The 25,865-nt window shown below is 71.4% G+C and carries 28 protein-coding genes; 15 read left to right on the top strand and 13 right to left on the bottom strand.

Translation table 11 applies throughout. The features are described from left to right. Positions 1–82 precede the first annotated feature (82 nt). From ACJJVL_RS12870 to ACJJVL_RS12855, 4 genes are all read left to right on the top strand, one after another. The gene (locus ACJJVL_RS12870; protein ID WP_405219255.1) at positions 83–319 is read left to right on the top strand and encodes a ferrous iron transport protein A; all 237 of its coding nucleotides are present in this window, start codon (positions 83–85) and stop codon (positions 317–319) included. Positions 320–408: 89 nt separating this feature from the next. Further along, positions 409–879, top strand: coding sequence for a lipopolysaccharide assembly LapA domain-containing protein (locus ACJJVL_RS12865; protein WP_405219254.1), 471 nt, complete (start codon positions 409–411; stop codon positions 877–879). 94 nt (positions 880–973) lie between these two features. Then, positions 974–2,824 (top strand): hypothetical protein, encoded by a 1,851-nt coding sequence (locus ACJJVL_RS12860; RefSeq protein WP_405219252.1) that lies wholly within the window; start codon positions 974–976, stop codon positions 2,822–2,824. A gap of 55 nt (positions 2,825–2,879) precedes the next feature. Continuing rightward, positions 2,880–3,677, top strand: a complete 798-nt coding sequence (locus tag ACJJVL_RS12855; protein ID WP_405219250.1) for an alpha/beta fold hydrolase — start codon at positions 2,880–2,882, stop codon at positions 3,675–3,677. A gap of 330 nt (positions 3,678–4,007) precedes the next feature. On the opposite strand, the gene ACJJVL_RS12850 is transcribed toward ACJJVL_RS12855, so the two are convergent. Then, positions 4,008–4,724, bottom strand: a complete 717-nt coding sequence (locus ACJJVL_RS12850) for a winged helix-turn-helix transcriptional regulator (protein WP_405219248.1) — start codon at positions 4,722–4,724, stop codon at positions 4,008–4,010. Positions 4,725–4,882: 158 nt separating this feature from the next. On the opposite strand from ACJJVL_RS12850, the gene ACJJVL_RS12845 reads away from it, so the two are divergent. The 3 genes from ACJJVL_RS12845 (at position 4,883) to ACJJVL_RS12835 (ending at position 9,115) form a co-directional block, all read left to right on the top strand. Continuing rightward, positions 4,883–5,710, top strand: a complete 828-nt coding sequence (locus ACJJVL_RS12845) for a class I SAM-dependent methyltransferase (RefSeq protein WP_405219246.1) — start codon at positions 4,883–4,885, stop codon at positions 5,708–5,710. A gap of 182 nt (positions 5,711–5,892) precedes the next feature. Then, positions 5,893–7,185 carry a M18 family aminopeptidase gene (locus ACJJVL_RS12840; RefSeq protein ID WP_405219244.1) on the top strand — a complete coding sequence of 431 codons (1,293 nt, stop codon included), beginning with the start codon at positions 5,893–5,895 and terminating at the stop codon, positions 7,183–7,185. A gap of 235 nt (positions 7,186–7,420) precedes the next feature. Beyond that, positions 7,421–9,115, top strand: a complete 1,695-nt coding sequence (locus ACJJVL_RS12835; protein ID WP_405219242.1) for a long-chain-fatty-acid--CoA ligase — start codon at positions 7,421–7,423, stop codon at positions 9,113–9,115. A gap of 46 nt (positions 9,116–9,161) precedes the next feature. Here the strand turns inward: ACJJVL_RS12835 and ACJJVL_RS12830 are convergent, their stop codons facing one another. Next, complete coding sequence (locus ACJJVL_RS12830; protein WP_405219240.1) at positions 9,162–9,935, bottom strand: SDR family NAD(P)-dependent oxidoreductase; 774 nt, start codon at positions 9,933–9,935, stop codon at positions 9,162–9,164. Between the two features lie 133 nt (positions 9,936–10,068). Between ACJJVL_RS12830 and ACJJVL_RS12825 the strand changes: the two genes are divergently transcribed. The 5 genes from ACJJVL_RS12825 to ACJJVL_RS12805 all read left to right on the top strand — a co-directional run bounded on the left by ACJJVL_RS12825 (position 10,069) and on the right by ACJJVL_RS12805 (position 13,359). Then, entirely contained in the window at positions 10,069–10,854 is a 786-nt protein-coding gene (locus ACJJVL_RS12825) for a MerR family transcriptional regulator (protein ID WP_405219238.1), read from the top strand. Positions 10,855–10,962: 108 nt separating this feature from the next. Then, on the top strand, positions 10,963–11,175 hold the full coding sequence (locus ACJJVL_RS12820) for a hypothetical protein (RefSeq protein WP_405219236.1): 213 nt from the start codon (positions 10,963–10,965) through the stop codon (positions 11,173–11,175). A 79-nt stretch (positions 11,176–11,254) separates the two neighbouring features. After that, positions 11,255–11,803 carry a small multidrug efflux protein gene (locus ACJJVL_RS12815; RefSeq protein WP_405219234.1) on the top strand — a complete coding sequence of 183 codons (549 nt, stop codon included), beginning with the start codon at positions 11,255–11,257 and terminating at the stop codon, positions 11,801–11,803. 37 nt (positions 11,804–11,840) lie between these two features. Then, positions 11,841–12,632 carry a GPP34 family phosphoprotein gene (locus tag ACJJVL_RS12810; protein WP_405219233.1) on the top strand — a complete coding sequence of 264 codons (792 nt, stop codon included), beginning with the start codon at positions 11,841–11,843 and terminating at the stop codon, positions 12,630–12,632. A 256-nt stretch (positions 12,633–12,888) separates the two neighbouring features. Then, positions 12,889–13,359 carry a DUF4260 family protein gene (locus ACJJVL_RS12805; RefSeq protein ID WP_405219231.1) on the top strand — a complete coding sequence of 157 codons (471 nt, stop codon included), beginning with the start codon at positions 12,889–12,891 and terminating at the stop codon, positions 13,357–13,359. Positions 13,360–13,572: 213 nt separating this feature from the next. On the opposite strand, the gene ACJJVL_RS12800 is transcribed toward ACJJVL_RS12805, so the two are convergent. The 3 genes from ACJJVL_RS12800 to ACJJVL_RS12790 form a co-directional block, all read right to left on the bottom strand. Further along, on the bottom strand, positions 13,573–14,247 hold the full coding sequence (locus ACJJVL_RS12800) for a DNA alkylation repair protein (protein WP_405219229.1): 675 nt from the start codon (positions 14,245–14,247) through the stop codon (positions 13,573–13,575). 117 nt (positions 14,248–14,364) lie between these two features. Next, positions 14,365–15,387 carry a cation transporter gene (locus ACJJVL_RS12795; RefSeq protein ID WP_405219227.1) on the bottom strand — a complete coding sequence of 341 codons (1,023 nt, stop codon included), beginning with the start codon at positions 15,385–15,387 and terminating at the stop codon, positions 14,365–14,367. Further along, on the bottom strand, positions 15,384–15,857 hold the full coding sequence (locus ACJJVL_RS12790; RefSeq protein WP_405219225.1) for a transporter substrate-binding domain-containing protein: 474 nt from the start codon (positions 15,855–15,857) through the stop codon (positions 15,384–15,386). The genes ACJJVL_RS12795 and ACJJVL_RS12790 overlap by 4 nt, the downstream gene beginning before the upstream one ends. Before the next feature lie 222 nt (positions 15,858–16,079). Between ACJJVL_RS12790 and mgtE the strand changes: the two genes are divergently transcribed. From mgtE to ACJJVL_RS12775, 3 genes are all read left to right on the top strand, one after another. Further along, positions 16,080–17,438, top strand: a complete 1,359-nt coding sequence (gene mgtE / locus ACJJVL_RS12785) for a magnesium transporter (protein ID WP_405219223.1) — start codon at positions 16,080–16,082, stop codon at positions 17,436–17,438. A 117-nt stretch (positions 17,439–17,555) separates the two neighbouring features. Next, positions 17,556–18,020 (top strand): hypothetical protein, encoded by a 465-nt coding sequence (locus ACJJVL_RS12780; protein ID WP_405219221.1) that lies wholly within the window; start codon positions 17,556–17,558, stop codon positions 18,018–18,020. Beyond that, complete coding sequence (locus ACJJVL_RS12775; protein WP_405219219.1) at positions 18,020–18,211, top strand: helix-turn-helix transcriptional regulator; 192 nt, start codon at positions 18,020–18,022, stop codon at positions 18,209–18,211. Before ACJJVL_RS12780 ends, ACJJVL_RS12775 begins: the two co-directional genes overlap by 1 nt. A 70-nt stretch (positions 18,212–18,281) precedes the next feature. Here ACJJVL_RS12775 and ald read toward each other — a convergent pair whose 3' ends face one another. The 8 genes from ald to ACJJVL_RS12735 form a co-directional block, all read right to left on the bottom strand. Then, a complete protein-coding gene (gene ald, locus ACJJVL_RS12770; protein WP_405219217.1) occupies positions 18,282–19,421 on the bottom strand; it encodes an alanine dehydrogenase in 1,140 nt (379 codons plus the stop codon). Positions 19,422–19,439: 18 nt separating this feature from the next. Beyond that, entirely contained in the window at positions 19,440–20,939 is a 1,500-nt protein-coding gene (locus ACJJVL_RS12765; RefSeq protein WP_405219215.1) for an NAD-dependent succinate-semialdehyde dehydrogenase, read from the bottom strand. Then, complete coding sequence (locus ACJJVL_RS12760) at positions 20,936–22,234, bottom strand: aspartate aminotransferase family protein (RefSeq protein ID WP_405219214.1); 1,299 nt, start codon at positions 22,232–22,234, stop codon at positions 20,936–20,938. Before ACJJVL_RS12760 ends, ACJJVL_RS12765 begins: the two co-directional genes overlap by 4 nt. A 96-nt stretch (positions 22,235–22,330) precedes the next feature. Further along, positions 22,331–23,242 carry a LysR family transcriptional regulator gene (locus ACJJVL_RS12755; protein ID WP_405219212.1) on the bottom strand — a complete coding sequence of 304 codons (912 nt, stop codon included), beginning with the start codon at positions 23,240–23,242 and terminating at the stop codon, positions 22,331–22,333. A gap of 77 nt (positions 23,243–23,319) precedes the next feature. Further along, complete coding sequence (locus tag ACJJVL_RS12750; protein WP_405219210.1) at positions 23,320–23,625, bottom strand: DUF427 domain-containing protein; 306 nt, start codon at positions 23,623–23,625, stop codon at positions 23,320–23,322. 112 nt (positions 23,626–23,737) lie between these two features. Beyond that, positions 23,738–24,493, bottom strand: a complete 756-nt coding sequence (locus ACJJVL_RS12745) for an SDR family NAD(P)-dependent oxidoreductase (RefSeq protein WP_405219208.1) — start codon at positions 24,491–24,493, stop codon at positions 23,738–23,740. Between the two features lie 108 nt (positions 24,494–24,601). Beyond that, positions 24,602–25,312 (bottom strand): Crp/Fnr family transcriptional regulator, encoded by a 711-nt coding sequence (locus ACJJVL_RS12740; protein ID WP_405219206.1) that lies wholly within the window; start codon positions 25,310–25,312, stop codon positions 24,602–24,604. Positions 25,313–25,392: 80 nt separating this feature from the next. Next, positions 25,393–25,842, bottom strand: coding sequence for a hypothetical protein (locus ACJJVL_RS12735; RefSeq protein WP_405219204.1), 450 nt, complete (start codon positions 25,840–25,842; stop codon positions 25,393–25,395). Positions 25,843–25,865: the final 23 nt, after the last annotated feature.

Genomic DNA, 25,865 nt, shown 5'->3' with positions numbered 1-25,865 from the left:
CGACCTCCGCTCGTCGAGGAGCGGCCGCAGGCCGCGTCACCCCCGTTGGTCGAGGAGCGGCCGCAGGCCGCGTCACGAGACCATGACCCCCGCCGAACTGCGCGCCCTCCCCCTCGGCACCCGCCTGGTCGTGCGCTACCGCCTGCACGACGAACAGCACGGGGCGACGGATGCGCTCGGCGACCTCATCGCGGTCGACGCGGTCTCCTGCACCATCGCCACGCGCCGAGGCGAGGTGGCGATCGCCATGGGCGACATCGTCGCGGCGAAGACGGTGCCGCCGCCCCCGGCACCGCGCCCGCGAGCGCAGCGCTCCTGACCGCATCCGGCTGACGTTCGGACTCGCGGACTACGCTCGGCGACACGGACAGTCCTCAGCAGGCAGCACCGAGCAAGGAGAGCATCGCCATGAACACGGATCCCACCTCGGACGACCGACCGCTGCGCGCCCGCCACGACGACTCCGCAACGGATCCCTCGACCGCAGCGCCGACGCGCGCAGATGCGTCGAGCCTCGAGCGCTCGTCCTCCGCGCCGGCCGCCGGGCAGCGGGACGAGCGCCCTCGCGTGGTCGTGACGGACCCCTCGCTCGACGAGCACCAGGGCCAGGGCATCACAGGCGGCACGTGGATCGCGCTGATCCTCGGCACGCTCATCCTCATCCTGCTGCTGATCTTCATCCTGCAGAACAACGTCGAGGCCTCGTTCGCCTACTTCGGCTGGCAGTTCACGCTGCCGCTCGGCGTCGCCATGCTCTTCGCGGCGATCGCCGGCGTGCTCGTGGCGGGCCTCCTCGGCTCGGTGCGGCTGTTCAAGCTGAGCCGCCGGGTGCGGAAGCTCGAGGCGGAGCGGTCGAACATCAAGCGCGCGCTGCGCTGAGTTCGGCTCAGCCTCCGCTCACGGATTCGCCAGGGAAGGGCGAAGTTCACAGGAATGCCCCTACGATCCTGGCTATCCGGCCAGGGGGTAGAGCATGCGCGCTCGACGAACGCTCGCGACGGCGATCGCCCTCGGTCTTGCCCTCGGCGCGAACGTGGCGGCCTTCGCAGCGACGCCGGCATGGGCAAGCGCTGCGGCACCGCTCCCCGGCAGCGCCGTCTCCTCCATGACCTGCGACCAGATCCTCTGGGAGCCGGTCACGATCGCGCTTGCCGACGCGGCATCGGTCTTCGACGAATCCCGCATGACCGACGTCGGCGGCTTGTCCTGCACGTGGATCGACATCGGCCAGGAGTTCACCCTCGCCTACGCCCCCGTCGATGACGAGCAGCGGGCGGCCGCGGTCGCAGAGCTCGAGGCAGCCGGACTCGAGCGCGCTGACTCCCCCGAGGGCATCCGCTTCCACTCCGCCGAGACCGAGCAGGCCGGCCCGCTCGACGGCGACCACCTCTTCGCCGACGGCCATTGGTATGCCGTGCAGGTGCTCAGCGTCGGCAGCGGTGGATTCTTCCTCGTGCCCGGCACCGACCAGGCGACCGACGGTGTCCGCACGCGGGTGCTGCAGGCGGTCGGCGCCAACACCCCGGCGCCGACGCCCACGCCCGCTTCCACCGCGACCGGGGCGCCCGCAGCGGCGACGCCACCACCACCACCACCGCCCACCGAAGCACAGGAGCCGACGCTGGCGGCCGACCAGCCGAGTGTGCTCAGCGGCCTCGCGCCAGCGGGCGCAGCACCCGTCACCGTCGCGAGCGTTGCGTCGACGGCCGGCACCGCGATGGTGCTCGCGGCCCTGGTCGCCATCCCCAATCGACTCGTCGACATGACCGCAGGAGCGCTCGCCGACCGGCGTCGCCGCCGCGCGATCGCAGGTGTCACCGATGCACTCACGGTTGCCGAGCGCATCCGTCGCCTGGTGCGCCGCGTCGAGCGGGCACTGCACCCGGTCGCCGGCATCACGATCGGCCTGATCGTGGCCGGTGCCCTGACCGCGCTCATCGACCCGCGTGCCGGCGCGACGCTCGGCACACTGCGGCTCGCCGCATCCGCGACCCTCGGCTATGCCATCGAGGGGCTGCTCGGCCTGCTGCTGGTGGCCTGGCTGCTGCGGCGCGGTGGCGCGAGCGTTGGGGTGCGGTTCCGGCCGGTGTCGCTGGTGATCGTGCTCGGCGCGATCGTCGTCTCACGCCTCATCGGCTTCGAGCCCGGCTTCGTCTTCGGCATCGTGCTGGCGCTGATCTTCCTGCGGCCCTCTCCCGAGCATGAGCGGCGCGCCGCCCTGCTCGAGCTCGGCTACCTCGCGGCGCTGGGCGTCGCCGCCTGGCTCGTCTACAGCGTGATCCAGGTGAACGTGCCCCCGACAGGTCCGCTCGGGCTGCTCGGGCTCGAGACGCTCGCGGGCCTCACGATCGGCTGCCTGATGGCGCTGCCGCTGCTGCTCAGCCCTGTGGGCGAGCTGCCCGGCACGGCCATCTGGCGACGCGGGCGGATGCTGTGGGCTGGCACCTTCATCGCCGCGATGGCGCTGGTGGTGTGGGTGGTGATGCCGTTCCCCGCCGCGTGGGATGCCGTGCACACTCCGGTGGTCGCGTGGGTGGTGCTGCTCGTCGCGTACTCCGTCGTCGCCGCGGCGCTCTGGGCGGCGGTCACGCGGCCGTGGTCGCGCGCGGATGCTTCGGCGCGGGCGGGCACTTCGTCCGGCGCCGCCTCCGATGTCCTGCGCGACAGCGGAACCGCCTCCGACGAGCCGGTCGTCGGCGACCCGGCCTCGGACGCCGCTGCCTCAGCCGACCCCGCCCATGGCGGCGCAGCCGCCGACGGCCTCGCCTCTGACGGCCTCGCCTCTGGCGCCCCGGCCCCGGTACGTCCCGGCACGAACGGCTGACCCGCCGACGAGACGGCCCTCGACGAGAGCGTCGCTCCCTGCTTGTCTTGGCCGCATGGAACACGTCCTCTCAGCCGACGGCACGCAGATCGCGGTGCACCGCGTTGGCGCGGGCCGACCCGTTGTGATCGTCGGAGGGGCCTTCTCGACGGCCGCCGCCGCGTCCGCGCTCGCCGATGCTGTCGCGGAGCAGGGCTTCGAGGGCGTCACCTTCGACCGCAGGGCACGCGGCGACAGCGGCGACGCGACCGAGGGGCAGCGCCTCGCCCCCTTCTCACCCGAGCGCGAGGCGGAGGACATGACCGCCGTGATCGAGGCGGTCGGCGACAGCGCGATCGTGCTCGGGCACTCATCGGGCGCGCTCGTCGCGCTCTTCGCGGCGGCGAACGGCGCGCCCATCGACCACCTGTTCCTGTCGGAGCCGCCGCTGCGGTTCGGCACGGACGAGCCGCGCGCTGACCTCCCGCAGCGGCTGCAGGCGCTCGTCGACGAGGGCCGCGGCGGTGATGCGGTCGTGCTGTTCCAGCGCGAGGGCATCGGCCTGCCCGAGACGATGATCGAGCAGATCCGGTCGTCGCCCCTGTCCGAGCACCTCACATCGCTCGCGCAGTCGACGGTCTACGACGCGATGGTGGCGGCCGCGACATCCGACCCCGGTGAGGCGCTGCTTTCGATCACGATCCCGACGACGGTGCTCGTCGGCGTCGAGACGATGCCGCTGCTCGCGCGCGCCGCACCGATGCTGGTCGAGCGGATGCCGTCGGCCGAGCTCGTGCAGGTGCCGCAGTCGAAGCACCACGCGATCGACCCGCCGGCGACGGCGGCGATCATCGCTGCCCGAGTCGCGCGCTGACGAGGGCGCCGCAGACGTGGCCGCCGGGGCCGGCCTGCACGCTCACCCTCACCCTCACCGTCACCCTCACCGCGCCGCGCCGCGCCGCGCCGCGCCGCGCTGCGCCATCGTGCCGCCGTTCCCTCGCGACCCCGCCCATCGCCGCGCCGCGCCGAACCGGTACCGTTCTGTCGGCTGATCGCCCCCGGCGCGACCACTGCGTACCGGTGCCGCCGGCGCCCCCGGACCACCGGTACGTTCTCGTCGCCTAGCCGCTCCTCGCACGACGACTTGGTACCGGTCACGGAAGTCGTGGCAGCCGCGCGCTCCGGGTAGCGGGCAGCCGCCACCTCAGTGGGCGCCCATCGGCTGCGGCTGCGCGGCCAGCTCCTCGACGGTTGGCCGCTCGACCCCGGCCCACGGAGCCTGGCCGATCCACTGCGGCACGCGACGCACCGCATCCGCATCGCCATCGACCATCGCTTCGCCCGAGCGCAGCGCTGCTGCCCACGATCGATCGCCGCGCCACACGCGCGTCATCGCGCTCAGCGAGCTCGACACCGTCGCCGCCACCTCGAAGCCCGGATCGAAGTCGCAGAGCTCGACCTCCCCCTCATGGCACATCAGCCACCAGCGCGCCGCACCCGCATGCGCATCGGTGAAGCGCACCGCGACCACCGTGCGGCGGCGCGGCCAGGCATCGACGTCGATGTTGCGGCGCATGTCCCACAGCAGCAGGTGCGGGTCGAGGTCTGCCTGGCCGAGCTCGCCGATCCATCGAACGCCCCAGGCCGCGAGCCCTTCCACGACGGGACGCAACTCGTGGCCCGACTGCGTCAGTGCGTAGGACGTGTGGGCGCCGTCCGACCGCTTCACCACCAGGCCCGCCTGCTCGAGCCGCTGCAGCCGCTTCGACAGCAGCGCCGGCGACATGTGCGGCACGCCACGCCTGAGGTCGTTGAACCGCGTCGACCCCGCGAGCAGCTCGCGCACCACCAGGATCGTCCACCGCTCGTCGAGCAGCTCCATCGCCTTGGCGACGGGGCAGAACTGACCGTATCCAGACATCGTCGTGCCTCCCCCGCCAGGTGTACGCCGCTGACGCGCGCTGCGGAAGTACAGATCTTGTACTGCGGTCGGTGCAGATCGGTGACTGGATGCACGATCCGGCCAGGAGCACAGTCGCCTCAGCGGTCGCCGATCGCATCGAACCTCGAAGGAACACCATGAACACGATTGCTCCCGCGGCCACCACGGCCGCACCCGAGATCAAGGCCAAGCATGCCGCCATGTGGGCGCTCGGCGACTATCCCGCGGTCGCGCGCGAGGTCATCCCGAGCCTTGGCGCGCGGCTCGTCGATGCCGTCGGCATCCAGCCCGGCGAGCGCGTGCTCGACATCGCCGCCGGCGACGGCAACGCATCACTGCCCGCCGCGAGGCGCGGTGCGCGCGTGGTCGCGAGCGACCTCACGCCCGAGCTGCTCGAGGCCGGCCGAGCGGCGACCGCCGACCTCGCGCTCGACATCGCGTGGCAAGCGGCGGATGCCGAGGCGCTCCCGTTCGACGACGACGCGTTCGATGTGGCGATCTCCAGCGTCGGCATCATGTTCGCGCCCTTCCACGAGCCAGCTGCGGCCGAGCTCGTGCGGGTCGTCCGCCCGGGCGGGCGCATCGGCATCGCCGCCTGGACGCCGGAGGGCTTCATCGGCGAGATGTTCCGCATCATGCGTCCCTTCGCGCCCGCGCCGCCGGCCGGCGCGCAGCCGCCCGTGCTGTGGGGATCGGAGGAGCACGTGCGAGCGCTGCTGGGCGACGGCGTGGAGCTCTCCTTCCGGCGCGAGCTGCTCGACGTGCGCCGATTCGGGTCGGGCGCCGAGTTCCGCGACTTCTTCAAGCGCACCTACGGCCCGACGATCGTCGCCTACCGCGGCATCGCCGACCAGCCCGAGCGCGCCGCCGAGCTCGACCGGCTGCTCGCCGACCTCGGCGACCGCCACCGCGATGGCGATCTCGTGCAGTTCGAGTACCTGCTGACGACCGGCACGGTGCGGTAGCGCCGGAGCACCCGACGCCCGCCCCCCTCAAGTGGGTGCACGTTCAACCCCCTCCTTGGTCCGGCGAGCCGAACATCCGCTTCTCAGGCCAAGGGACCGGTTGAATCGAGAGTTGCTGCGCTGCGGGAGAGCTGGCGAGCCGCCCGGATAGGCTCGAAGCCCGTCCTCAGGAGGTCTCCGCCGTGCCCACCGCCCCGCTCGCCCACGCCGACGATCTCGCCGCGTTCATCGAGGCGTCCCCTTCGAGCTATCACGCCGCCGCCGAGGTCGCCCGACGCCTCATCGACGCGGGCTTCACCGCGCTCGACGAGACGGATGCGTGGCCCGACACCCCGGGCAGGCACCTGGTGGTGCGCGAGGGCGCGGTCATCGCGTGGGTCGTGCCTCCGTCGGCGACCGCGACGACGCCCGTGCGGGCGTTCGGTGCGCACAGCGACTCCCCCGGCTTCAAGCTCAAGCCGCAGCCGACCACCGGCAGGCTCGGCTGGCTGCAGGCGGGCGTCGAGATCTACGGCGGCCCGCTGCTGAACTCCTGGCTCGACCGCGAGCTGCGCCTCGCTGGCCGGCTCGTGCTCGACGACGGCACCCGGGTGCTCGCCGACTCGGGCCCGCTGCTGCGGCTGCCGCAGCTGGCGATCCACCTCGACCGCGAGGCGAACGACGGCCTGACGCTCGACAAGCAGGCGCACACACAGCCCGTGTGGGGCCTCGGTGCCGCGGAGTCGGCCGACCTGCTCGCCGAGGTCGCGGCATCCGCCACCATCGACGGCGTCCGCGTCGACCCGAGCCGAATCCGCGGCTACGACCTGGTCACGGCGGATGCCGCCCGCGGCGCCGTCTTCGGCCGCGACGACGTCTTCTTCGCGGCCGGTCGCCTCGACGACCTCGCGAGCGTGCACGCGGGCACGGTCGCCCTCGCGGCCGCAGCCGACGGCTTCGACGCCGACCACATTCCCGTGCTGGCCGTCTTCGACCACGAGGAGATCGGATCCGCAACCCGCTCGGGCGCCGCCGGCCCGTTCCTCGCCGACGTGCTGGAGCGCATCGGGCTCGGCCTCGGCGCCGACCGGGAGGAGCGGATGCGCGCGCTCGCGTCATCCTGGTGCGTCTCGAGCGACGTCGGGCACTCGGTGCACCCGAACTTCGCCGACAAGCACGACCCGCTCGTGCGCCCGGTGCTCGGCTCGGGGCCGATCCTGAAGATCAACGCCAACCAGCGCTACGCGACCGACGGCGCGGGCGCTGCAGCATGGCACGAGTGGTGCGCCCGCGCAGGCGTCACCAGCCAGGACTTCGTCTCGAACAACACGGTGCCGTGCGGCTCGACGATCGGTCCGATCACCGCGACGCGCCTCGGCATCCGCACGGTGGATGTCGGCATCCCCATCCTCTCGATGCACTCGGCGCGCGAGCTCGCTGGCGTCAGCGACCTGTTCGACCTTTCGCGCGTCGCGGAAGCGTTCTTCCGAGCCTGAGCGCCGCCGGGGCCGGCGCCGCGCGACCGGTACCGAACGGTCGCCACGCGCGCGCGGCCGCGACCGGTACCGAACGGTCGCCACGCGCGCGCGGCCGCGACCGTTTCGTACTGGTCGCGGGCCGGTCGCGGGCCGCCACCGCGCGAGCGGTACCGAACGGTCGCCACGCGCGCGCGGCCGCGACCGTTCGGTACAGGTTGCGGCGCGTCCCAGGCGGGTCGGAGAGAATCGGGGGATGCGCGCCTTCGAAGATCGCCCGTGGCTGGCCTCCTATGCGGAGGGCGTGCCGGCCGACATCCCCGAGGTCACCGAGACGCTCGTCGACATGATCGCCGCCTCCGCCGAGGAGCACCGGCGAGCCGTCGCGCTCGACTTCTTCGGCGAGACGATGACCTATGCGGAGCTCGCGGAAGCAATCGACCGCGCGGCCGGCGGCCTGTCGAAGCTCGGCGTCGGCGCCGGAGACCGCGTGGCAATCGTGCTGCCGAACTGCCCGCAGAACGTCATCGCCTTCTACGCAGTGCTTCGCCTCGGCGCGATCGTCGTCGAGCACAATCCGCTCTACACCGAGCGCGAGCTGCGCCACCAGTTCGAGGATCATGGCGCCACCGTGGCGATCGTGTGGGACAAGGTGGCCCCCACCGTCCTCGACATGCCCGGCGACCTCGGCGTCGCGCGCGTCGTGTCGGTCGACGTGACGCGCGCCATGCCCTGGCGCACCCGCACCGCGCTGCGCCTGCCGATCGCCAAGGCGCGCAGCTCCAGAGCGGCACTGACGTCTGGCGAGCTCGCGCGTGGCGCGATCGACTGGGCAGACGTCGCGGGGGCCAAGCGGATCTCGCCGACGCATCCGCGGCCACTGGTCGACGACATCGCGGTGCTGCAGTACACCAGCGGCACCACGGGCACCCCGAAGGGCGCGATCCTCACGCACGGCAACCTGCGCGCGAACGCGGCGCAGGGGCGCGCCTGGGTGCCGGGCCTCGAGCCCGGCCGCGAGGTCATCTACGCCGTGCTGCCCATGTTCCACGCCTACGGCCTCACGCTGTGCACCACCTTCGCCCTGAGCATCGGCGCGCGCCTCGTGCTCTTCCCCAAGTTCGATCCATCGCTCGTGCTGAAGGCCATGCGCACGGCGCCGGCGACCTTCCTGCCTGCCGTGCCGCCCATCTACGAGCGGCTGGCGAAGGCCGCAGCCGAGCAGAAGGTGAGCCTCCGCAGCATCCGCTTCGCGATCTCGGGCGCGATGAGCCTGCCCGTCTCGACCGTCGAGCTGTGGGAGCGCGCGACCGGCGGGCTGCTCATCGAGGGCTACGGCATGACCGAGACCTCCCCGGTCGCGATCGGCAACCCCATGGGGCCGACGCGACGGCCGGGCGCCGTCGGTGTACCGTTCCCGAGCACTGAGATCCGGGTGATCGATCCCGACGACCCGACCATCGAGCGTGGCCCCGGCGAGCAGGGCGAGCTGCTGCTGCGCGGGCCGCAGGTGTTCTCGGGCTACTGGAACCGACCCGACGAGACGCGAGACACCCTGCTCGCCGACGGCTGGCTGCGCACGGGCGACCTGGTGGAGGTCGACGACGAGGGCTTCGTCACGATCGTCGATCGTCGCAAGGAGCTCATCATCACGGGCGGGTTCAACGTGGCACCGTCGGAGGTCGAGGAGGCGCTCGTGTCGCATCCCTCGGTCGCGGATGCCGCGGTGGTGGGCCTGCCGAGCCCCAGCGGCGGCGAGACGGTCACCGCGGCCGTGGTGCTGGAATCCGGAGCGGACGCGGACACGGAGGAGATCCGCGAGCACGCCCGGCAGCGACTGACCGCGTACAAGGTGCCGCGGCGCATCGTGGTCGTCGACGACCTGCCCCGCTCGCTCATCGGCAAGGTGCTGCGCCGCGAGGTGCGCGAGCGCCTGCTGGCGGAGGAGTAGCGCTCGCACGGCCGATCGGAGGCCGCGGGCTCTCGGTGACGCGCGGTCAGGTTCGGAGGTAGGAGGCGCCATTGATGTCGAGCACGGCGCCGGACGACCAATGGGCCTCTGCCGAGGCGAGATGCACGATGGCGGCGGCGACATCCTCGGGCGTTCCGACGCGACCGAAGGGGCTCTGGTCGCGCAGCGCTTGCCCGCCTGCGCCGGCGAGCTTGCCCTGCTGGCGGTCCGTGGAGATGAATCCCGGGGCCACCGAGGTGACGGCGACGCCATGCGGGGCGAGCGCGATGGCCAGCGACTGACCCATCGCATGCACGGCCGCCTTCGTCGCACCGTACGCCGGATGGTCCGGCTCACCGCGGAATGCGCCGCGCGAGCCGACGTTGACGATCGCCCCGGGCGCGCCTCGCGCGATCAGGTGCTGCGCGAACGCCCAGCTGGTGTTCGCGGCACCGAGCAGGTTCACCTGCACCATCCGCTGCCACGCGGCCGACCACTCCTCGAACGTCGCCGCGTCGGGACGATGCATGTTGCCGTCATCGGGCCCGACAGCGGCGTTGTTCACCAGGACGTCGATGTCACCCACGGCGCTGATGGCCTCGTCGACGAGCGAACGGGCTGCATCCGGATCGGCGAGGTCGGCCTGCACGACCGCGTGCCCCGCGCCCGGAAGGAGGGCGAGGGTCGCCTCGGCACTGCGTCGATCATGCGCGAAGTGCACCGCGATCCGGTCTCCGCGGGCAGCGAACCGGAGTGCCGTGGCACGACCGATGCCGCGTGACGCCCCGGTCACGAGGACTCCGCGCCGTGGAGCAGTCATGGCACCACCCTGTCCTGCGCACGCGTCGCGTGTCCACCTCGATCATCCAATGGGCCGTCGTGCCGCGCCTCCGAGGCGAGGCCGCGCGCATCTGCGACAGCCAGGAGCGCGTCGACAGGGCTATTCTCGGCGCATGCCCTGGAGCACGCGCGAGCTTGCCGAACTGGCTGGCACAACGGTCAACACCGTGCGCCACTACCACCGGCTCGGCCTCCTGCCGGTGCCCGAGCGCAGGTTCAACGGCTACAAGCAGTACGGCGTGGCAGAGCTGGTCTGCCTGCTGCGGATCCGGCGACTGGCCGACCTCGGCATGCCGCTGTCGCGGATCGCCGAGGTCACCGCGGATGACAGCCGCAGCCCCCAGGTGCTGCGCGCGGTCGACGACGACCTCGCGGTGCGGATCGCGCAGCTGCAGCAGGCTCGCGCCGACATCGCGGCGATCCTGCGCGACAGTGCGCCGGCCGACGCCCCGCGCGGCTTCGAGTCGGTGGCCTCGCGGCTCTCCGAGGCGGACAGCTCGATCATCCACATCTATTCGCGGCTCTACGAGCCAGACGTGCTCGCAGACCTCGTGCGCATGGTGGAGAGCGACGGGGCAGTCGAGCAGGAGTTCGACGTGCTCGGGCCGGACGCCGATGAACCGACGGTGCAGCGCGTCGCTGAAGGCATGGCGCCCGGGCTCGCACAGCACCTCATCGACTACCCGTGGCTGCGCCAACCGGCGAAGCACCTGAAGACGAGCGGGAACGTCGCGCAGGATACCTTCGTCCAAGCCGTGCTCGAGCTGTACAACCCCGCACAGCTCGAGGTGCTGCAGCGGGCGAGCATGCTCGCGCAGCAGCTGCTCACCGATGAAACGACCCCGGCGAATAGCGAAACATCGGCCCCCGCACGAGGCGGTGACGACGACGTTCCTTGAGTCGCCACAACGGCTCGAGACGGGGCTTGACCCTGTCGTGAGGACACGGTGTCTGCTCATGGTGTGAGCAACGCACCCAGTCGACCAGCCCGGATGCATCCGGATCCGATGACGCACAGGAGCACGAGCCGACCAATCCGGGTCGTCGTGCTCGGCATCCGCCATGTGTCGAGTGCGGCGGATGCCTCATCGGCACCCACGTTCGTGGCGACGTCGGCGTTCCTCGTCGACGGTCCGCCGAGCGAGCGCGCCGTCGGCGCCGCTGGGCGAGCGAACCAGAGCCCGAGCGCGTTCGCTGACGGCGAGCGACGCGGCACTTGACCGTGTGGCGAGAACACAGTGCTCACTGGGTATCGCGCCGGGAGCACTCGACGCACCACCCGATTCAAGGAGAACCCTCGTGAACCCGATAGAAGAACTCGTCCAAGGCTTCCAGAGCCTCGTGGCCCAGGTGCCCGAGTTCTTGCAGCCCGTCATCGTGACGCTGGCCGGCGCGGTGCCGTTCATCGAGGGCGAGGGCGCAGCCGCGATCGGCATCGTGGGCGGGATCAATCCCATCCTCGCCGGCGTCGCAGGTGCCATCGGCAACTTCCTGGCCGTGACGGCCGTGGTGATGCTCACGGCGCGCAGCCGCCAGGCGATCGTGGCGCGCCGCGGCAGTGGCACTGCTGGCGGCGTCGCAACGCTCGAGGCCGACGAGTCCGACCTCGTCACCAAGCCCGAGTCGAAGGGCAAGCAGCGCTTGAAGCGCTGGGTCGTGCGCTTCGGGGTGCCCGGCGCCAGCCTGCTGGGCCCTGCGGCGATCCCCACGCACTTCACGGCGGCGATGCTGGTCGGATCCGGCGTCTCGCGCGGCTGGGTGCTGCTGTGGCAGGCGATCGCGATCGTGCTCTGGACCACCGTCATCACCACCGCGATCTGGCTCGGCTACACCGCGCTGCTCGGCTGACCCGCGTCACCGACGAGGAACGCAGAGAGGAACCGTCATGACCATCCGACCCACAGGGCCTGCCCGGGATGCGGAGCCCGCCGCACCCGACGCCGGCGCGGAGCCCGCCGCGTCAGCCTCGGAGGCGTCGGGGCAGAACGCGCCGACGCTCGCCGAGGATCTGCTGCTGCTGCTCTTCCAGCCCGACTCCGGCATGCGAGCGGGCACCGGCACGATCGCCGGTGAAGGCACGCTCTACTACGCGCTCGCCGGGGCCGTCGCGACCGAACTCGTGCTGAGCGGCCACGTGCGCCCGGAGGGCGGCCGCGTCGGCGCCGGCCGGGTCGAGGCGGTCCCCGAGCACCCTCCGGCCGACCTGCTGCTGCGCACGGCCTGGGACTACATCGCCTCGAAACCGCGCGGCATGCAGACCGTGCTCGCCGCCATCGGACCGACGCTGCGCAAGCCTGTGCTCGATCGGGTCGTCGAGCGCGGCGACATCCGCCGCAGCACCCACAAGACACTCGGGCTCTTCGAGACCACCGTGCTGGAGGGTGACGGCGGCGCGCGCCGGGCGAGCCTGCTCGCCGACGTACGGGCGGTGCTGGCCGAGGGCGCAGCGCCGACCGCGCGCGTCGCGGCACTCGCGGCGCTGCTCTCGGCCAGCGGCACGTTGCCGCAGTTCTCTCGCGAGATCCCGTGGAACTCCGCGGTGGCCACGCGCGGCAAGCAGCTCGAGCAGGGCGACTGGGGTGCGAATGCGGCAGCCGAGGCCGTCGCGCGCACCCTGACCGCGATCGTCGTCGGTGGCGTGATCGCAGCGACGGCGTCGCAATCGCGCGCGTCGTAGGAGCGAATCGCCACTGGGTGCCGCGGGGCGTGGCGCAACCAGGGCCAGCCATGCCGCGGCACGAGCGGCCCGCCCCGCGTCGCCGGTGATGCCGCGGCATGAGCGGCCCGCCCCGCGTCACCGGTCATGCCGCGGCACGCGCCGCCACCATCCACCACCACCACCCGAACGGCACGCTGGACGCCTGCTTCGCGCTCTGCGAGCCTGGCGCCGCGGCATTCGTCTGCCAACCTGCAACACGAGAGCGAGAAGGCCCATGCATGAGACGGCTGCAAGTGACTCCGACGGCGAGAAGCGCCGCGGCACAGCGGCACACCAAGCGGTCCAGCGGATCGAGAGCGGGCTCATCGCCGTGTTCGCGATGACCGCGACGATCGTGATCGCGCCCAGCCTCTGGTGGTTCCCGCTGGCGGTCTTCCTCGCGTTCGACCTATCGATGCTCGGCTACACGCGCTCACCCGCCGCCGGAGCCGCGTCCTACAACGCCGTGCACACCTATGCCTGGTCGGCCGCGCTCGGGGTCGCGGCGCTGCTCACGGCCGCCGCTGCGCCGACCCTCTCCACGTGGCTCGCGCTGACGGCCCTCGCTTGGGCCTTCCACGTCGGCGTCGATCGGATGCTCGGCTACGGCCTCAAGCTGCCCGACGCGTTCACGCACACGCACTTGGGAGCGATCGGTCGCACCCGCGATCAGAGCGGCCAGCGCTCGCGCACCCCCGCTCGCTGAGCCGCTGCGCCGCGCGGCACCGCCCCGCGCCACGCCGCCCCGCGCCAAGCCCCACGCTCGGCGGGGCAAGAAATGTCGCTAGCGGTCACTATGGCGAGCGAATGGCGACCGCTGGCGACATTTCTCGTGCGAGCGGCGCGGCCGTCGCGCGAGCGGCGCGGATTCTCGCGAGCCGCGCGAGTTCGCCCGAGCGGCACGGGCTCGCGCGCGGGGTCAGCTCGCGGGAACCTCTCGGCGGCGCACTATCTCGGCGATCCAGGCGGGCGCGAAGGGCGACGTGCAGTTGGGCGGCGTCGGATAGTCCTTCAGCACCTCGAGTCGCTCACCGATCGCGAGCGCGCGCGCACGGTGCTCGGGATGCTCGATGCCGATGTGGGCGAGGCAGTCGTTCATCGCCCACTGCAGGCGCTCGGGCGCATCCCGCATCTCGGCCTCGATCGTGTCGAGCAGGGCGGGCAGGTCGAGGCCGACGGGCGACTTCCGCACCCGCTCGCTCGTCAGGGCCCAGCCGGCGCTCGCGACCGCGGCATCCGCGTCGTCGAACCACGCGAGCCGCAGCTGCTCGGCATGCGAGGACTTCTTCACCACGTAGTTCACCAGCCAGTCGCGCACCTTGTTCGCGCGCGCCTCGCGCAGCATCGTGTCGAGCTCCTCGGCCGCGAACGACTTCGGCCGGCACACGAGCAGGGCCAGCAGTCGCGCGGCGGTGTCGTCGGTCGCCCAGAGCTCGAGCGCCAGCTCATGCTGCGTCTTCAGCCGCTTCGCGATCGCCCGCAGCTTCGACAGGTTCACCCCGTGATCGTCGCCGTGGCGCTCGTTCACCTCGCGCACGCGCGGATCCTCCAGCCCGGCGAGCTCCGCCTGCAGCTCGGTCACGCTCGATGTCATCGCAGCCTCCGCTCTCGTCCTCGCTCAGCCTAGGAGTGGCGCGCCGCGAGCGCGACGCGGCACCTACTCGCACAGCATGCGCGACGCGGCCCCCACTCGCCCGCGCAACCGTGCGACTCAGCGGTTGCGCTCCGACTGACGGTTGCGGTCCGGCCCGCCGACCTCCTCCGGCAGCTCGTCGATGGGCACCAGCACGATGTCCTCCACCTTCCAGTCGAGCTCGATGCAGCCGTCCCGCGCTTCCATCAGCTTCTCCAGGGACGGCACCTTCCCTCGCCGCGGCACCACGAACGCCTCGACGTGGAAGACGTGGCCCTGATCGCGCACGCGAGAGCCCGCTTCCGCAACCCACGGCAGCGTGCGCAGATACTCGTCGATGCGAGCGGCGTCCGGATGCGGATCGTCGTCGCCGACGACCGTCGCGCGACTGTCGACCAGGTCGGTGATCGCCGCCTTCATGTTCTTGAAGCCGTCGGAGACGATGCTGGCGGCGATGAAGAGCGCCGCCGCGGCATCCGCCCACCAGAAGCCCAGCCCGATGCCCCCGACCCCGACGATCGAGCCGACCGCCGTCATCCAGTCGGCCTTGTTCATATCGGCGTCGGCGTACAGCACCTTGTCGTGCAGCTCCTTTGCGAGCCGCATCTTGACCCGGCCGAAGTAGATCGGCAGCGGGATGGTCAGCGCCATCACACCCATCATGAGCCAGCCCAGCCAGATCGTCTGGCCGAAGAGCGCGACCGAGCCGATCGGCGGATGCTCGGCGCTGATCAGCCCGGATGCGGAGTCGACGATGAGGAACGCCCCCATCGCGAACAGCGCGACGCCGGCGACCAGGTGACCGACGCCGACAGAGCGGTGGTAGCCGTAGGGATACCTGCGGTTGGGGCGCTTGTTGACGAGCCGCACCGCCAGCAGGAAGGCCACGGGCGGAGCGAGCGAGAGCAGATCCTCGATCCACGCGGCCTTCATCGCCTGCGAGCTGCCGAGCACGAGGTAGACGAGCGTGATCGCGACGGCCAGGAACGCGAGCGTGTACCACTCGAACCGGATGGCCTTCCGCAGCGCGCTCGCCTGGCGGTCGGGCAGCTCGGTGCGGCCGAAGCTGCGGCGCTTCGGGCGCTTCGCGGCCGGGCTCATTGGGCAGCCTCCGCGTCGAGGAACGTCTCGAGCTCGACCAGGAACGCGTTCTCGCCCATGGGTGTGAGCATCACGTGGCGCTCGGTGCCATTTGCGGTGTTCACCTCGGCGTATGGACGCGTCACCGCGGCGACCTCCGCCCACGGGGTGTCGTCCAGCAGACCGCCGACCACCAGGTCGAGCTCGCCACCCTCGAGCGCGTCGGCGAGGCGCGTCTCACTGCCCTGCGTCCACTCGACCTCGGCGTCGACGCGCTCGGCGAACGCGCGGACGAGCTCTGGCTCGGTGCCGGTCGGATCGTCGCCCTCGCCCAGCACCACCCACGGGGCGTTCTCGGTGACGCCGACCCGCAGCGTGCCACCCTGCACGCGCTCGAGCGTGCCATCCGGATCCGCAGGAATGCTGGCGCAGCCGCCCAGCAGTATCGCCGCGGCGGCGGTCACGACGAGCCCAGGCAGAGACCTTCGCATGCGGCCGACGGTAGCCGAGGCGCCTCACGAACGCTCCCAGCCGATCTCAAGCAGTCCCTCAGCCTCGCGGTGATGCACAGCCCAGCCAGGCGCTCGCCCGCCTCGTCAGCACCGACAACCGTAGACTACGGCCGACCCCGCTTGACCGCGCGGCCGCGTCCAGGCCGGCATCCGCGCTCACGGCGGTCGCAGCAGCAGCCCTTACCGAGCCCGAGGTGCGTCATGTCCCCTATGCCCACGAGCCGCGACGACGTCGCCATCCCGACGATCAAGCGCATGCTGCGCGACGACGACCTCGAGGGCCTCGCCGAGCTGGTCGAGCCGCTGCGGCACCGCCAGGTCATCGACGTGCTCGAGCGCCTGCCGATGCGCGAGCGCGCCGTCGTCTTCCGCGTGCTCCCGAAGCCGCTCGCGATCGACGTCTTCGACGGACTCGACAAGCCGCTGCAGGCCGACCTCGTGCACGCGCTGCATGACGAGGAGGTGACGGATGTCTTCGGGCGCCTCGACCCCGAGGATCGCGTCGGCCTGCTCGACGAGCTGCCCGCGACGGTCGCGAGCAGGCTCGTGCGCGCGCTGCCCGACGACGAGCGCACCCTCACGTCAGCGGTGCTGGGCTACCCGCAGGGGTCGATCGGCCGCTCGATGAGCTCGGAGATCATCGTCGTGCACGTCGACGACACCGCGGCGCACGCGCTCGAGCGCGTGCATGCCAGGCTCGCCAGCGCCGAGACCGTCTACACGGTGATCGTCGTCGGCGAGGAGCGCAGGCTGGTCGGCACGGTCGGCCTGCGCACCCTGCTGGCTGCGGAGGGCGATGCGCCCGTCGGCGGGCTCGTCGAGTCGACGGCATCGGCGGGGGTCACCGAGACCGCCGAGGAGGCCGCGCGCCGCTGCGCCGACCACAAGCTGCTCGCCCTGCCGATCGTGGACGGAGAGCACCTCGCTGTCGGCATCCTCAGCGTCGAGGATGCGCTCGGCATCCTCGAGGACGCGGAGACGGAGGATGCCGCGCGGTCGAGCGGCGTGGAGCCGCTGCGGCGGCCGTATCTCGCCACCCCCGTGCGCCGCCTCGTGACCACGCGCGTGGTGTGGCTGTTCGTGCTCGCGATCGGCGCGACCCTCACGGTGCAGGTGCTCGAGGGCTTCGAGGACACCATCGCCGAGATGGTGGTGCTGTCGGTGTTCATCCCGCTGCTGATCGGCACCGGCGGCAACACCGGCAACCAGGCCGCGACCACCGTGACGCGCGCGCTCGCGCTCGGCGATGTGACGCCGCGCGACCTGCTCGCCGTGCTCGCGCGCGAGGCCCGCACGGGCGTCACGCTCGGCCTCATCATCGGCGGCGCGGGCTTCGCGATCGCGTCGCTCGTCTACGGCATGCCGATCGGCCTGGTTGTCGGGCTGACGCTGCTGTGCATCTGCGCGCTCGCGGCATCCATCGGCGGCATCATGCCGCTGGTCGCCAGGCTCATCCGCGTCGATCCTGCGGTGTTCTCGAACCCGTTCATCACGACGTTCGTGGATGCGACCGGGTTGATCATCTACTTCCTGATCGCGCGCGCGGTGCTGGGGCTCTGACGCCGCCACGCTCGACCGATGCTCCGGCCTCCAGACCGGCTGTCAAGCACGCTTGACTGTCAAGTTCCCTTGACAGTAGGGTCGTGGTGAACACGCTCCATCGACGAAAGGCGCACCATGGACGCCACTCCACGCACCACCGCTCGCTTCGGCCGCCCGCGCTTCGGCGGCGGCAGCGCCGCGCTCATCATCGCCTCGGTGATCGTCGGCGCAGCGATCGCGTCCGGACTGGGCGCGCTGTTCGCGTGGCTCGGCGACGTCGGGTCGGCCGAGCTGCGCTTCGGCGTGGTCGCGATCGCGACCCTGCCCGTCGCGGCGGCGCTCGCCTGGGTCGTGCTCGTCGATCGGGCGAGCCTGCCGGAGACGACCGAGCGACCCGAGGACTCGGTTGAGGCAGCCTGGCTCGACCGCGCAGCGCAGGGGGCCTTCCTCGACGTCTTCGTCACGGTCGGTGTCGGCGCCGCAGCCTTCTCCATCACGGGTCTGCAGGTCGAGTCGGGGATGCTGCTGCTCGCCCTCTCGGTGCTCATGGTCGCCGACTTCGCGGTGCGCTACCTGCTCGCGAAGCACGCCGACAGCTGATGCGCAACAGCCTGCAGGAGCGGCGGCAGGCCCGCGGCTGGTCGCAGCAGCGGCTCGCCGACGAGCTCGGCGTCTCTCGTCAGACCGTCATCTCGATCGAGAAGGGGCGCTTCGACCCGTCGCTTCCTGTGGCCTTCCGGCTCGCGGCGGCATTCGAGTGCAGCATCGAGGACCTGTTCTCGCCGGAATGACGCAGAGCACCGCGTCGCCGGTGCCGATCGTGGCACCGGCGACGCGGTCGAACCTCGTGCAGGGTGCCGCCTACTGCAGCGCCAGCTTCCGCTCGTCGGCGTCCGCGGCCGCGTCGGCGGGCCCCGACGGCAGGTCGCTGAACGCATCCGCGACGCCGGCGTGCACGATGCGCCCGGCCTGCGTGTTGACACCCAGCGCGAGCGCCGGGTCGCCCGCGATCGCCGACTCCACCCCGCGCTGCGCGATGCGGCGGATGTAGGGCAGCGTCGCGTTCGTGAGCGCACGAGTCGCGGTCTGCGGCACCCCACCGGGCATGTTCGCGACGCAGTAGTGACGGATGCCGTCCACCTCGAACGTCGGCGACTCATAGGTGGTGGGGCGCGACGTCTCGAAGGCGCCGCCCTGGTCGATCGCGACATCGATGAGCAGCGCGTGCGGGCGCAGCAGCGCGAGCTGGGCACGCGTGACCACCTTGGGGGCGGCGCGGCCGGGCACGAGCACGGCGCCGATGACGACATCCGCCTGCGCGAGCTCGGCCTCAACGGTCGCGACATCCGACTGCAGCACGCGGGCACGCCCGTCGAGCTGAACGTCGAGCTGGCGCACGCGCGTCGGCGACATGTCGAGCACCGTCACCTCTGCCTGCATGCCGAGGGCAAGCGTCGCCGCCTGCGTGCCGACGGCGCCGCCGCCGATCACGAGCACGCGGCAGGGCGCGACGCCGGGCGATCCGCCCAGCAGCACGCCCGGCCCGCCGCTGTGCAGCATCAGGTGGGATGCAGCGGCGTGCGCCGCGAGCCGGCCCGCGATCTCGCTCATCGGCGCCAGCAGCGGCAGCCCGGTGCTGTCGGCGACCGTCTCGTACGCGATGGCGAGGGTGCCCGCGGCCAACAGCGCCTCGGTGAGCGGCCGGTCGGCCGCGAGGTGCAGGTAGGTGAAGACCGTGAGGTCGGCGCGCAGGAAGCGGTACTCGTCGGCGATCGGCTCCTTCACCTTCACCAGCAGCTCCGCCTGCTCCCACGCCTGCTCGCGCGTGACGAGCTCGGCGCCGGCGGCGAGGTAGAGCTCGTCCGGGAACCCGGCCCGCTCCCCCGCTCCCCGCTCGACCAGCACGGTGCTGCCCGAGCGCACCAGATCCTCCGTGCCGGCAGGGGTGAGGCCCACGCGGGCCTCCTGCGGCTTGATCTCCTTGACGACAGCGATCCGCATGTCTGTTCCCGTTCTCGTTCAGCTCGTCGCGCGACGAGCGATGTTGTAGAAGCGCACCGACTGGTACTCCTCGAGCCCTTCGGCGCTGCCCTCGCGGCCGAGGCCCGACTGCTTGACGCCGCCGAAGGGAGCCGCCACGTTGGACGGTACGCCCTGGTTGATGCCGACCACACCGGTCTCGAGCCGATCGGCGACGTTCATCGCCCGATCGATCGACTCGGTGAAGATGTAGCCCGCGAGGCCGAAGTCGGTCTCGTTGGCGCGCTCGATGGCCTCCTCCTGCGTGGAGAAGCGCTGCACGGCAGCGATGGGGCCGAAGATCTCGGTGCCGGCGATCGTCGCGTCGGCGGGCACGCGGTCGAGCAGCGTGGGCGCGAAGAAGTGCCCGGCGCTGTCGTAGCCGTGCCCACCAAGGCGCAGCTCGGCGCCGCGCTCGAGCGCCTCCTCGGTGAGCGCACGCATGTTCGTGACCGCTCGGTCGTCGATGAGCGGCCCCATCGTGACGCCGTCGCCGAAGCCGTTGCCGACCTTCGCCGCGCCGAGTCGCTCGGCGAGCCCGGCGACGAACTCGTCGGCGATGCCCTCCTGCACGAAGTAGCGGTTGGCCGCGATGCACGACTGGCCGCCGTTGCGCAGCTTCGCCATCACGGCGCCGTCGATCGCGCGCTCCAGGTCGGCGTCGTCGAAGACGATGAGCGGAGCATTGCCACCGAGCTCCATCGAGCTGCGCAGCACCCGGTCGGACGCGATCCCCATGAGCGTCCGTCCCACACCCGTCGAGCCGGTGAACGACACCTTGCGCACGCGCTCGTCGCGCAGCACGGCTTCGCTGAAGCTCGACGCGCTGCCGGTGGTCACGACCCGCACGAGCTCCTCCGGCACGCCCGCCTCGTAGGCGAGCTGCACGGCGTAGATGGTGGTGAGCGGCGTGAGCGTTGCCGGCTTGACGACGGCGCCGCAGCCGGCGGCGAGCGCCGGGGCGATCTTGCGGGTGGCCATCGCGAGCGGGAAGTTCCAGGGCGTGATCAGCACCGCGAGCCCCACGGGAGCCCGACGGGTGAGGATGCTCGCCCCGCCGTCCGGCGCCTCGCGGAAGTTGCCCGCCGGTCGCACGGCCTCCTCGGCGTACCAGCGCACGTAGTCGCTGCCGTACTTGACCTCGCCGCGCGCCTCCGTGAGCGTCTTGCCCATCTCGCGGGTCATCAGGTGGGCGAGCTCCTCGGTGTGCTCGACGAGCAGCTCCCACCAGCGGTGCAGCACATTGGCGCGCTCACGCGGCGTGGTGCGCGCCCAGGCGCGGCCAGCCGCATCCGCCGTGTCCACCGCGCGCAGGGCGTCGCCCACGTCGGCGTCCGCGATGTGCGCGATCTGCTCGCCGGTGGCGGGGTCGGCCACCGCGATGCCGTCGCCGGGCAGGCCGAGGCCCGCGATCACGCGGTCGGCGCGCTCGATGGCGGAGGCGTCGGCAGCGACGAGCGCATCGGCGCTGCGCGTCTCGGTCGAGGTGGTGATGGTCATCGCGCTGCCTCATCGGTGATGGCCTGGTCGATTGCGGCGACGTAGTCGGCGACCTCCCGGTCGCTGACGATGAACGGCGGGCTCAGCTGCAGCGTGTTGCCGCGCAGCGGGCGCGTGATGAAGCCGAGCTCGACGGCGCGGTCGGCGACGCGGGCGTTGTTGACGCGCTCATCGAGCTGCACGCCGCCCAGGAAGCCGGCGACGCGCACGTCGACGACGGACTCGCACCGCTGCTGCAGCGCGTCGAGCTGCGTGCGCAGCACCTGCTCGAGCTCGCGCACGCGCGGCACGAGGTTCTCGCGCTCGACGATCTCGAGGTGCTTGAGCGCGATGGCCGCTGCCGTCGTGTGGCCGGCGTAGGTGGCGCCGTGGCGGAAGATGGGGGTGTCGGGCGCGTCGACGTAGAAGGCCTCCCACACGCGGGGAGCCACGAGCACGCCGCCGAGCGGGGCGTAGCCCGAGGTGACGCCCTTCGCGAAGGTGACCATGTCGGGCTCGATGCCGTAGCGCTGCGCGGCGAACCACTCGCCGGTGCGGCCAAAGCCCGTGATGACCTCGTCGACGATGAGCAGGATGTCGTGCTCGTTGCAGAGCCGCTGCAGGCCTTCGAGGTAGCCAGGCTCTGGCGGGTTGACGCCGCCGGTGCCCTGGATGGGCTCCGTCACGAGGGCGGCGATGTGCTCGCTGCCGATCGTCCGGATGGTCTGCTCGACCTGCGCGAGGTCGTTGAAGGAGATGCGCGCAGTCTCGGGCACGAGCGAATCGCTGCCGTAGCCCTCGCTGTTGAACGGCAGGCCCGCGATCGAGGTGCCGTAGGCGTGCAGCCCGTGGTAGGCGTGCTCGCGGCTGAGGATGATCTTCTTGTCGCCGCGACCCTCGAGCTGCCAGTGGCGCCGGGCGAGCTTGCAGGCGACGTCGATGGCGTCCGAGCCGCCGGAGTTGAGGATCACCTTGGCGCGCTCCATGGGCGCGATCTCGGCGAGCTTCTCGCCCAGCGCGAGCGCCTTGTCGTTCGAGTAGCGGGCGAAGATGTGGTAGGTCTCGAGCCGCATCATCTGGTCGTAGGCGACCTGCGCGAGCTCGGGGTGCGCGTGGCCGACGTTCGCGTGCCAGAGACCGGCGGTGCCGTCGAACAGGCGCTGGCCGTCGGCGGTGAAGACGTAGGAGCCCTCGCCGCGATCGATCACGAGCTGCCGTCCCAGGACGGAGGGCATGTGGGCCTGCGCCGACCAGAGTGCCGGTGCGTCGACCACGGCGGCGCCCCTGGTGTCGGTGCTGAGATCGGTGAGCGTCATCGCTTCTCCTCGGTGCTTGCGGTTCGGCGCACCCGGGGAGGTGCGGCCTACTGCTCACCGTACGATCGAAGACGCGTTAGGTACAGCGACGTTTGCTTACGCGTTCCCGACAGTGCTGCTTACATATTTCGCGAGCGCCGAGGCGACCGCGCTGCGCACCGCATGGAAGGCCGGATGCTCGGCGGCACCCGTGCGGGTCAGCAGCAGGATGCGGCGCTCGGGTTCGGTCGGCAGCATCGCGCTCGGCGCCACGCGGCTGCGCGCCTCGCGCACGACCAGGTCGGGCAGGAACGCGGCAGCGAGCCCCGCCTCGACCATCCGCAGGTGGAAGAGCACGTCGGAGGATTCGTGCACGACGTTCGGCTCGAAGCCGGCCTCGCGGCAGACGCGCATGGCCCACTGCGTCGACGGAGCATCCGCCGGCTCCATCACCCACGGCACCCGGCCAAGCTGCTCGAGCGATCCCACCGCGTGGAACTCGGGCAGGTAGCCGCGCACCGGGTCGCGCCCGATCTCGGCCGCGTCGATGACGCCGGGCGGCGCGAGCTGCGTGCCCGAGAAGGTGTCGACGATCACGGCATCCACCCGCCGACCCACGAGCTGCAGCACCGCATCCTGCGGGTCGAGCCGGCGCAGCCGCACCTCCAGCCCTGGCTGCTCGTGCATGAGCGTGCGCAGCGCCGCCGGCATCAGCAGCCGCGCGATGGATGAGTAGACCGCGACGGTCATGATGCCGCGCGGCTGGTGGTGCGAGGCGGCCAGCTCGGTCTCGGCGTGCTCCATCGCGGCCAGCACGGCCTCGGTGTTGCGCACCAGCTCGAGCCCGACGGGCGTGAGCCTGGCGGTGCGCCCGACCTTCTCGAGCAGCGCGGTGCCGGTCTCGCGCTCGAGCAACGAGAGCTGCTGCGAGATCGCTGAGTGCGTGTAGGCGAGCTCGCGCGCAGCAGCGCTGATGCTGCCGTGCATCGCGACCGCGCGCAGCATTACGAGGCGGTTGAGGTCGAGCACAGCCGTAGCCTACGGCGGGCTGCGCCGCCACAGCACGAAGCCCGGGCCAGTCATGCCGGCCCGGGCTTCGACGCGCTTCAGCTCTCGACGACGTCGACGCCGCGCCCGAAGGCGACGAACCCGGAGAAGTCAGAGCCCACGCGGTCGAACGCGGTCTTGAAGGGCGTGGGGTAGCTCCAGGCGCCGTCGGCGAGCTGCTGCTCGCCTGCGTGCACGTGGAAGTACTGCGCGTCGCCCTTCCACGGGCAGGTGTAGGCCGTGTCGTTCTCAGTCAGCGCGCCCTCGCGGATCGATGCGGGCGGGAAGTACCAGTTGCCCTCGATCCGCACCAGCTCGTCCTTCGTCGCCTCGGCGATGGTCTGTCCGGCGATCTCAGCTCGCATTGTCTGTCTTCCTCTCGAAGTGCTTCTCAACCGCCGGCGAGTGCCATCGCGGTCGTCCTAACGGCACGTCAGCGTGCCTTCCGAGGCTGCGCGGGGGCGCCGGCCTCGACGATCAGACGGCGGTGTAGCCACCGTCGACCAGCACGTAGGCGCCGGTCATGAAGCTGGCCTTGTCGGAGAGCAGGAAGGTGGTCAGGCTGGCAACCTCCTCCGGCTGGCCCAGACGGCCGAGCGGGTGCTTGGCCTCGAGGCCCTCGAGCACCTCCTTGGGTGCAGCGGCGAGCAGCGGCGTCTCGATGTAGCCGGGACCGATCGCATTGATCCGCAGCCCCTGCGCGCCGTACTCGGCTGCGGCGTTCTTCGTCATGCCGACGACGCCGTGCTTAGCGGCCGTGTACGCGGCGTTGCCGGGGGCAGCGACCGAGCCGTGGATGGACGCCATGTTCACGATGGCGCCCTCGGCCGCGCCGGCCTCGAGGATGGCGGGCACCTGGTAGCGCATGCCGTAGAGCACGCCGCTGAGGTTGATGGCGATGACCTTGTCCCAGTCGTCGACGTCGAGTTCGCCGACCGGGGCGGTTGCGCCTGCGATGCCGGCGTTGTTGACGGCGTAGTTGAGCGCACCGTAGGTCTCGACCGTGAACTCGACGGCCTTCTTGCTGTCCTCAGCGACGGCCGTGTCGGCCCGGAACGGTGCTGCGGTGCCGCCCGCGTCCGTGATTTCGTCGGCGACGCGCGTGGCGCTGTCGAGGCTGATGTCGGCGACGACCACCTTCACGCCGTGCTGCGCGAGATCCTTGCTGATCGCTTCACCGAGTCCGGATCCTCCGCCGGTCACCAGTGCGGTCTTGCCTTCGAAGTTGTGCATGCTTCCTCCTCATCGACGGGGTCGGCCCGCTCCATCGTCGGCACGAGCCGGTGTGCCTGCACTGGGTACAGCGACTGCGGGACAGGAGTATTCCCTCGCCTGTCAGTGTCAGCGCGTCGCTTCCGGCCTGCGCTTTGCGAGGATCGCGAGCCCGTCGAGGTCGAGCAGGGTGATGCGGCCGCGCGCCTGTCGGATCAACGAGCGCGCCGCGAGATCGGCCATGGCCTTGCTGGTCGACTCGCGCGTCGCCGCCAGCAGCCCCGCGAGCTGGTCGTGCGTGAAGCGAATCGTGACAGAGCCCGACCTGCTGCGGCGTTCGGCGGCGGCGAGCCGCACGAGCGTGCTCGCCAGGCGAGTCTCGAGCGGGCGCACCGCGAGATCCATGAGGCGCTCCTCGAGCACCGCGACCTGCTCACCAAGGTGGCGGGCGACGCGGATCGCGATGCGCGGATCGGTCAGCAGGTAGTGCTCGACCTCACGCGCTTCGAGTCGACAGATCACGACATCCTCGATCGCCTCGGCGTAGTTGTCGTACATGCGCTGCCCCACAAGCAGCATTTCGCCGAAGACCGCGCCGGGCTCGAGGATCGCCATGGTCAGCGCCTTCCCGTCCTCCGCGAGGCGGAAGATGCGCACGCGACCGGCCTTCAGGATGAACAGCGCGGTCGTCGGCTGGCTCTGGCTGTAGATGAGTTCACCGGCCGCGAAGCTGCGGCTCGGCGCCATCCGGTCGATCTCCGCCACCTCGGCAGCGCTCAGGTCGGCGAAGAGGTCGACCGTGCTCAGGCAGCTGAAGGGCTGCTCAACCGCAGGGCGCACAGCGTCGACCTCCTGCCCATCGGATGACCAAGGCGGCACCCGGAGCAACGAGGTCGAGACTGCGGCGGCGCATGCCTCCATCATCGCCGCTGGCGCAGCACGCGTACAGCGACGACTCCGAGGATGCCGCCATAGATGAGGTGCCCCACCAGCGAGGGAAGGCTGGATGCATCGAACGTGAAGGGCGTCATGCCCGTCATGAGCGGCATCATCAGCAGCGGCCCGAGCACCCACCAGATCGCACCGTAGACGAGCCCGATCACGAGGCCGCGGATGTAGCCGTCGAGCAGCCGCGCGAAGAGCACCGTGAGCCCGAGCCCGATGCCGATGGAGATCACCAGGTGGATGCCGAAGCCGACCTCAGCGCTGGATGAGCCGACCATCGAGGCGATCATCGGCAGCATCCCCATCATCAGCATGAGGAGGCCGAACACGAGGCCTCCAGCGATGCCGCCGAGGGTGCCCGCGAGCACGCGCCTCCCGAATCCGGAGCTCGTGGTGACCTCTGCCTTGCGTGTGGTGGTGGTCATGATGCGTCGTTCCATTGCGGCGG

This window comes from Agrococcus sp. Ld7 (assembly GCF_045064095.1).
In the GTDB taxonomy this organism is placed as follows: Bacteria; Actinomycetota; Actinomycetes; order Actinomycetales; family Microbacteriaceae; genus Agrococcus.
Note: the sequence above shows the minus strand (reverse complement) of the source record. Positions and strands in the feature narration are given on the sequence as shown.

Bases quoted from the DNA above. Each gene is read 5' to 3' on its own strand.
- ACJJVL_RS12745 (WP_405219208.1), bottom strand. From the start codon at position 24,493: ATGCACAACTTCGAAGGCAAGACCGCACTGGTGACCGGCGGAGGATCC.
- ACJJVL_RS12825 (WP_405219238.1), top strand. From the start codon at position 10,069: ATGCCCTGGAGCACGCGCGAGCTTGCCGAACTGGCTGGCACAACGGTC.
- ACJJVL_RS12810 (WP_405219233.1), top strand. From the start codon at position 11,841: ATGACCATCCGACCCACAGGGCCTGCCCGGGATGCGGAGCCCGCCGCA.
- ACJJVL_RS12735 (WP_405219204.1), bottom strand. From the start codon at position 25,842: ATGACCACCACCACACGCAAGGCAGAGGTCACCACGAGCTCCGGATTC.
- ACJJVL_RS12820 (WP_405219236.1), top strand. From the start codon at position 10,963: ATGACGCACAGGAGCACGAGCCGACCAATCCGGGTCGTCGTGCTCGGC.
- ACJJVL_RS12805 (WP_405219231.1), top strand. From the start codon at position 12,889: ATGCATGAGACGGCTGCAAGTGACTCCGACGGCGAGAAGCGCCGCGGC.
- ACJJVL_RS12860 (WP_405219252.1), top strand. From the start codon at position 974: ATGCGCGCTCGACGAACGCTCGCGACGGCGATCGCCCTCGGTCTTGCC.
- ACJJVL_RS12870 (WP_405219255.1), top strand. From the start codon at position 83: ATGACCCCCGCCGAACTGCGCGCCCTCCCCCTCGGCACCCGCCTGGTC.
- ACJJVL_RS12850 (WP_405219248.1), bottom strand. From the start codon at position 4,724: ATGTCTGGATACGGTCAGTTCTGCCCCGTCGCCAAGGCGATGGAGCTG.
- ACJJVL_RS12750 (WP_405219210.1), bottom strand. From the start codon at position 23,625: ATGCGAGCTGAGATCGCCGGACAGACCATCGCCGAGGCGACGAAGGAC.
- mgtE (WP_405219223.1), top strand. From the start codon at position 16,080: ATGTCCCCTATGCCCACGAGCCGCGACGACGTCGCCATCCCGACGATC.
- ACJJVL_RS12865 (WP_405219254.1), top strand. From the start codon at position 409: ATGAACACGGATCCCACCTCGGACGACCGACCGCTGCGCGCCCGCCAC.
- ACJJVL_RS12790 (WP_405219225.1), bottom strand. From the start codon at position 15,857: ATGCGAAGGTCTCTGCCTGGGCTCGTCGTGACCGCCGCCGCGGCGATA.
- ACJJVL_RS12845 (WP_405219246.1), top strand. From the start codon at position 4,883: ATGAACACGATTGCTCCCGCGGCCACCACGGCCGCACCCGAGATCAAG.
- ACJJVL_RS12835 (WP_405219242.1), top strand. From the start codon at position 7,421: ATGCGCGCCTTCGAAGATCGCCCGTGGCTGGCCTCCTATGCGGAGGGC.
- ACJJVL_RS12765 (WP_405219215.1), bottom strand. From the start codon at position 20,939: ATGACCATCACCACCTCGACCGAGACGCGCAGCGCCGATGCGCTCGTC.
- ACJJVL_RS12800 (WP_405219229.1), bottom strand. From the start codon at position 14,247: ATGACATCGAGCGTGACCGAGCTGCAGGCGGAGCTCGCCGGGCTGGAG.
- ald (WP_405219217.1), bottom strand. From the start codon at position 19,421: ATGCGGATCGCTGTCGTCAAGGAGATCAAGCCGCAGGAGGCCCGCGTG.
- ACJJVL_RS12830 (WP_405219240.1), bottom strand. From the start codon at position 9,935: ATGACTGCTCCACGGCGCGGAGTCCTCGTGACCGGGGCGTCACGCGGC.
- ACJJVL_RS12775 (WP_405219219.1), top strand. From the start codon at position 18,020: ATGCGCAACAGCCTGCAGGAGCGGCGGCAGGCCCGCGGCTGGTCGCAG.
- ACJJVL_RS12780 (WP_405219221.1), top strand. From the start codon at position 17,556: ATGGACGCCACTCCACGCACCACCGCTCGCTTCGGCCGCCCGCGCTTC.
- ACJJVL_RS12760 (WP_405219214.1), bottom strand. From the start codon at position 22,234: ATGACGCTCACCGATCTCAGCACCGACACCAGGGGCGCCGCCGTGGTC.
- ACJJVL_RS12795 (WP_405219227.1), bottom strand. From the start codon at position 15,387: ATGAGCCCGGCCGCGAAGCGCCCGAAGCGCCGCAGCTTCGGCCGCACC.
- ACJJVL_RS12855 (WP_405219250.1), top strand. From the start codon at position 2,880: ATGGAACACGTCCTCTCAGCCGACGGCACGCAGATCGCGGTGCACCGC.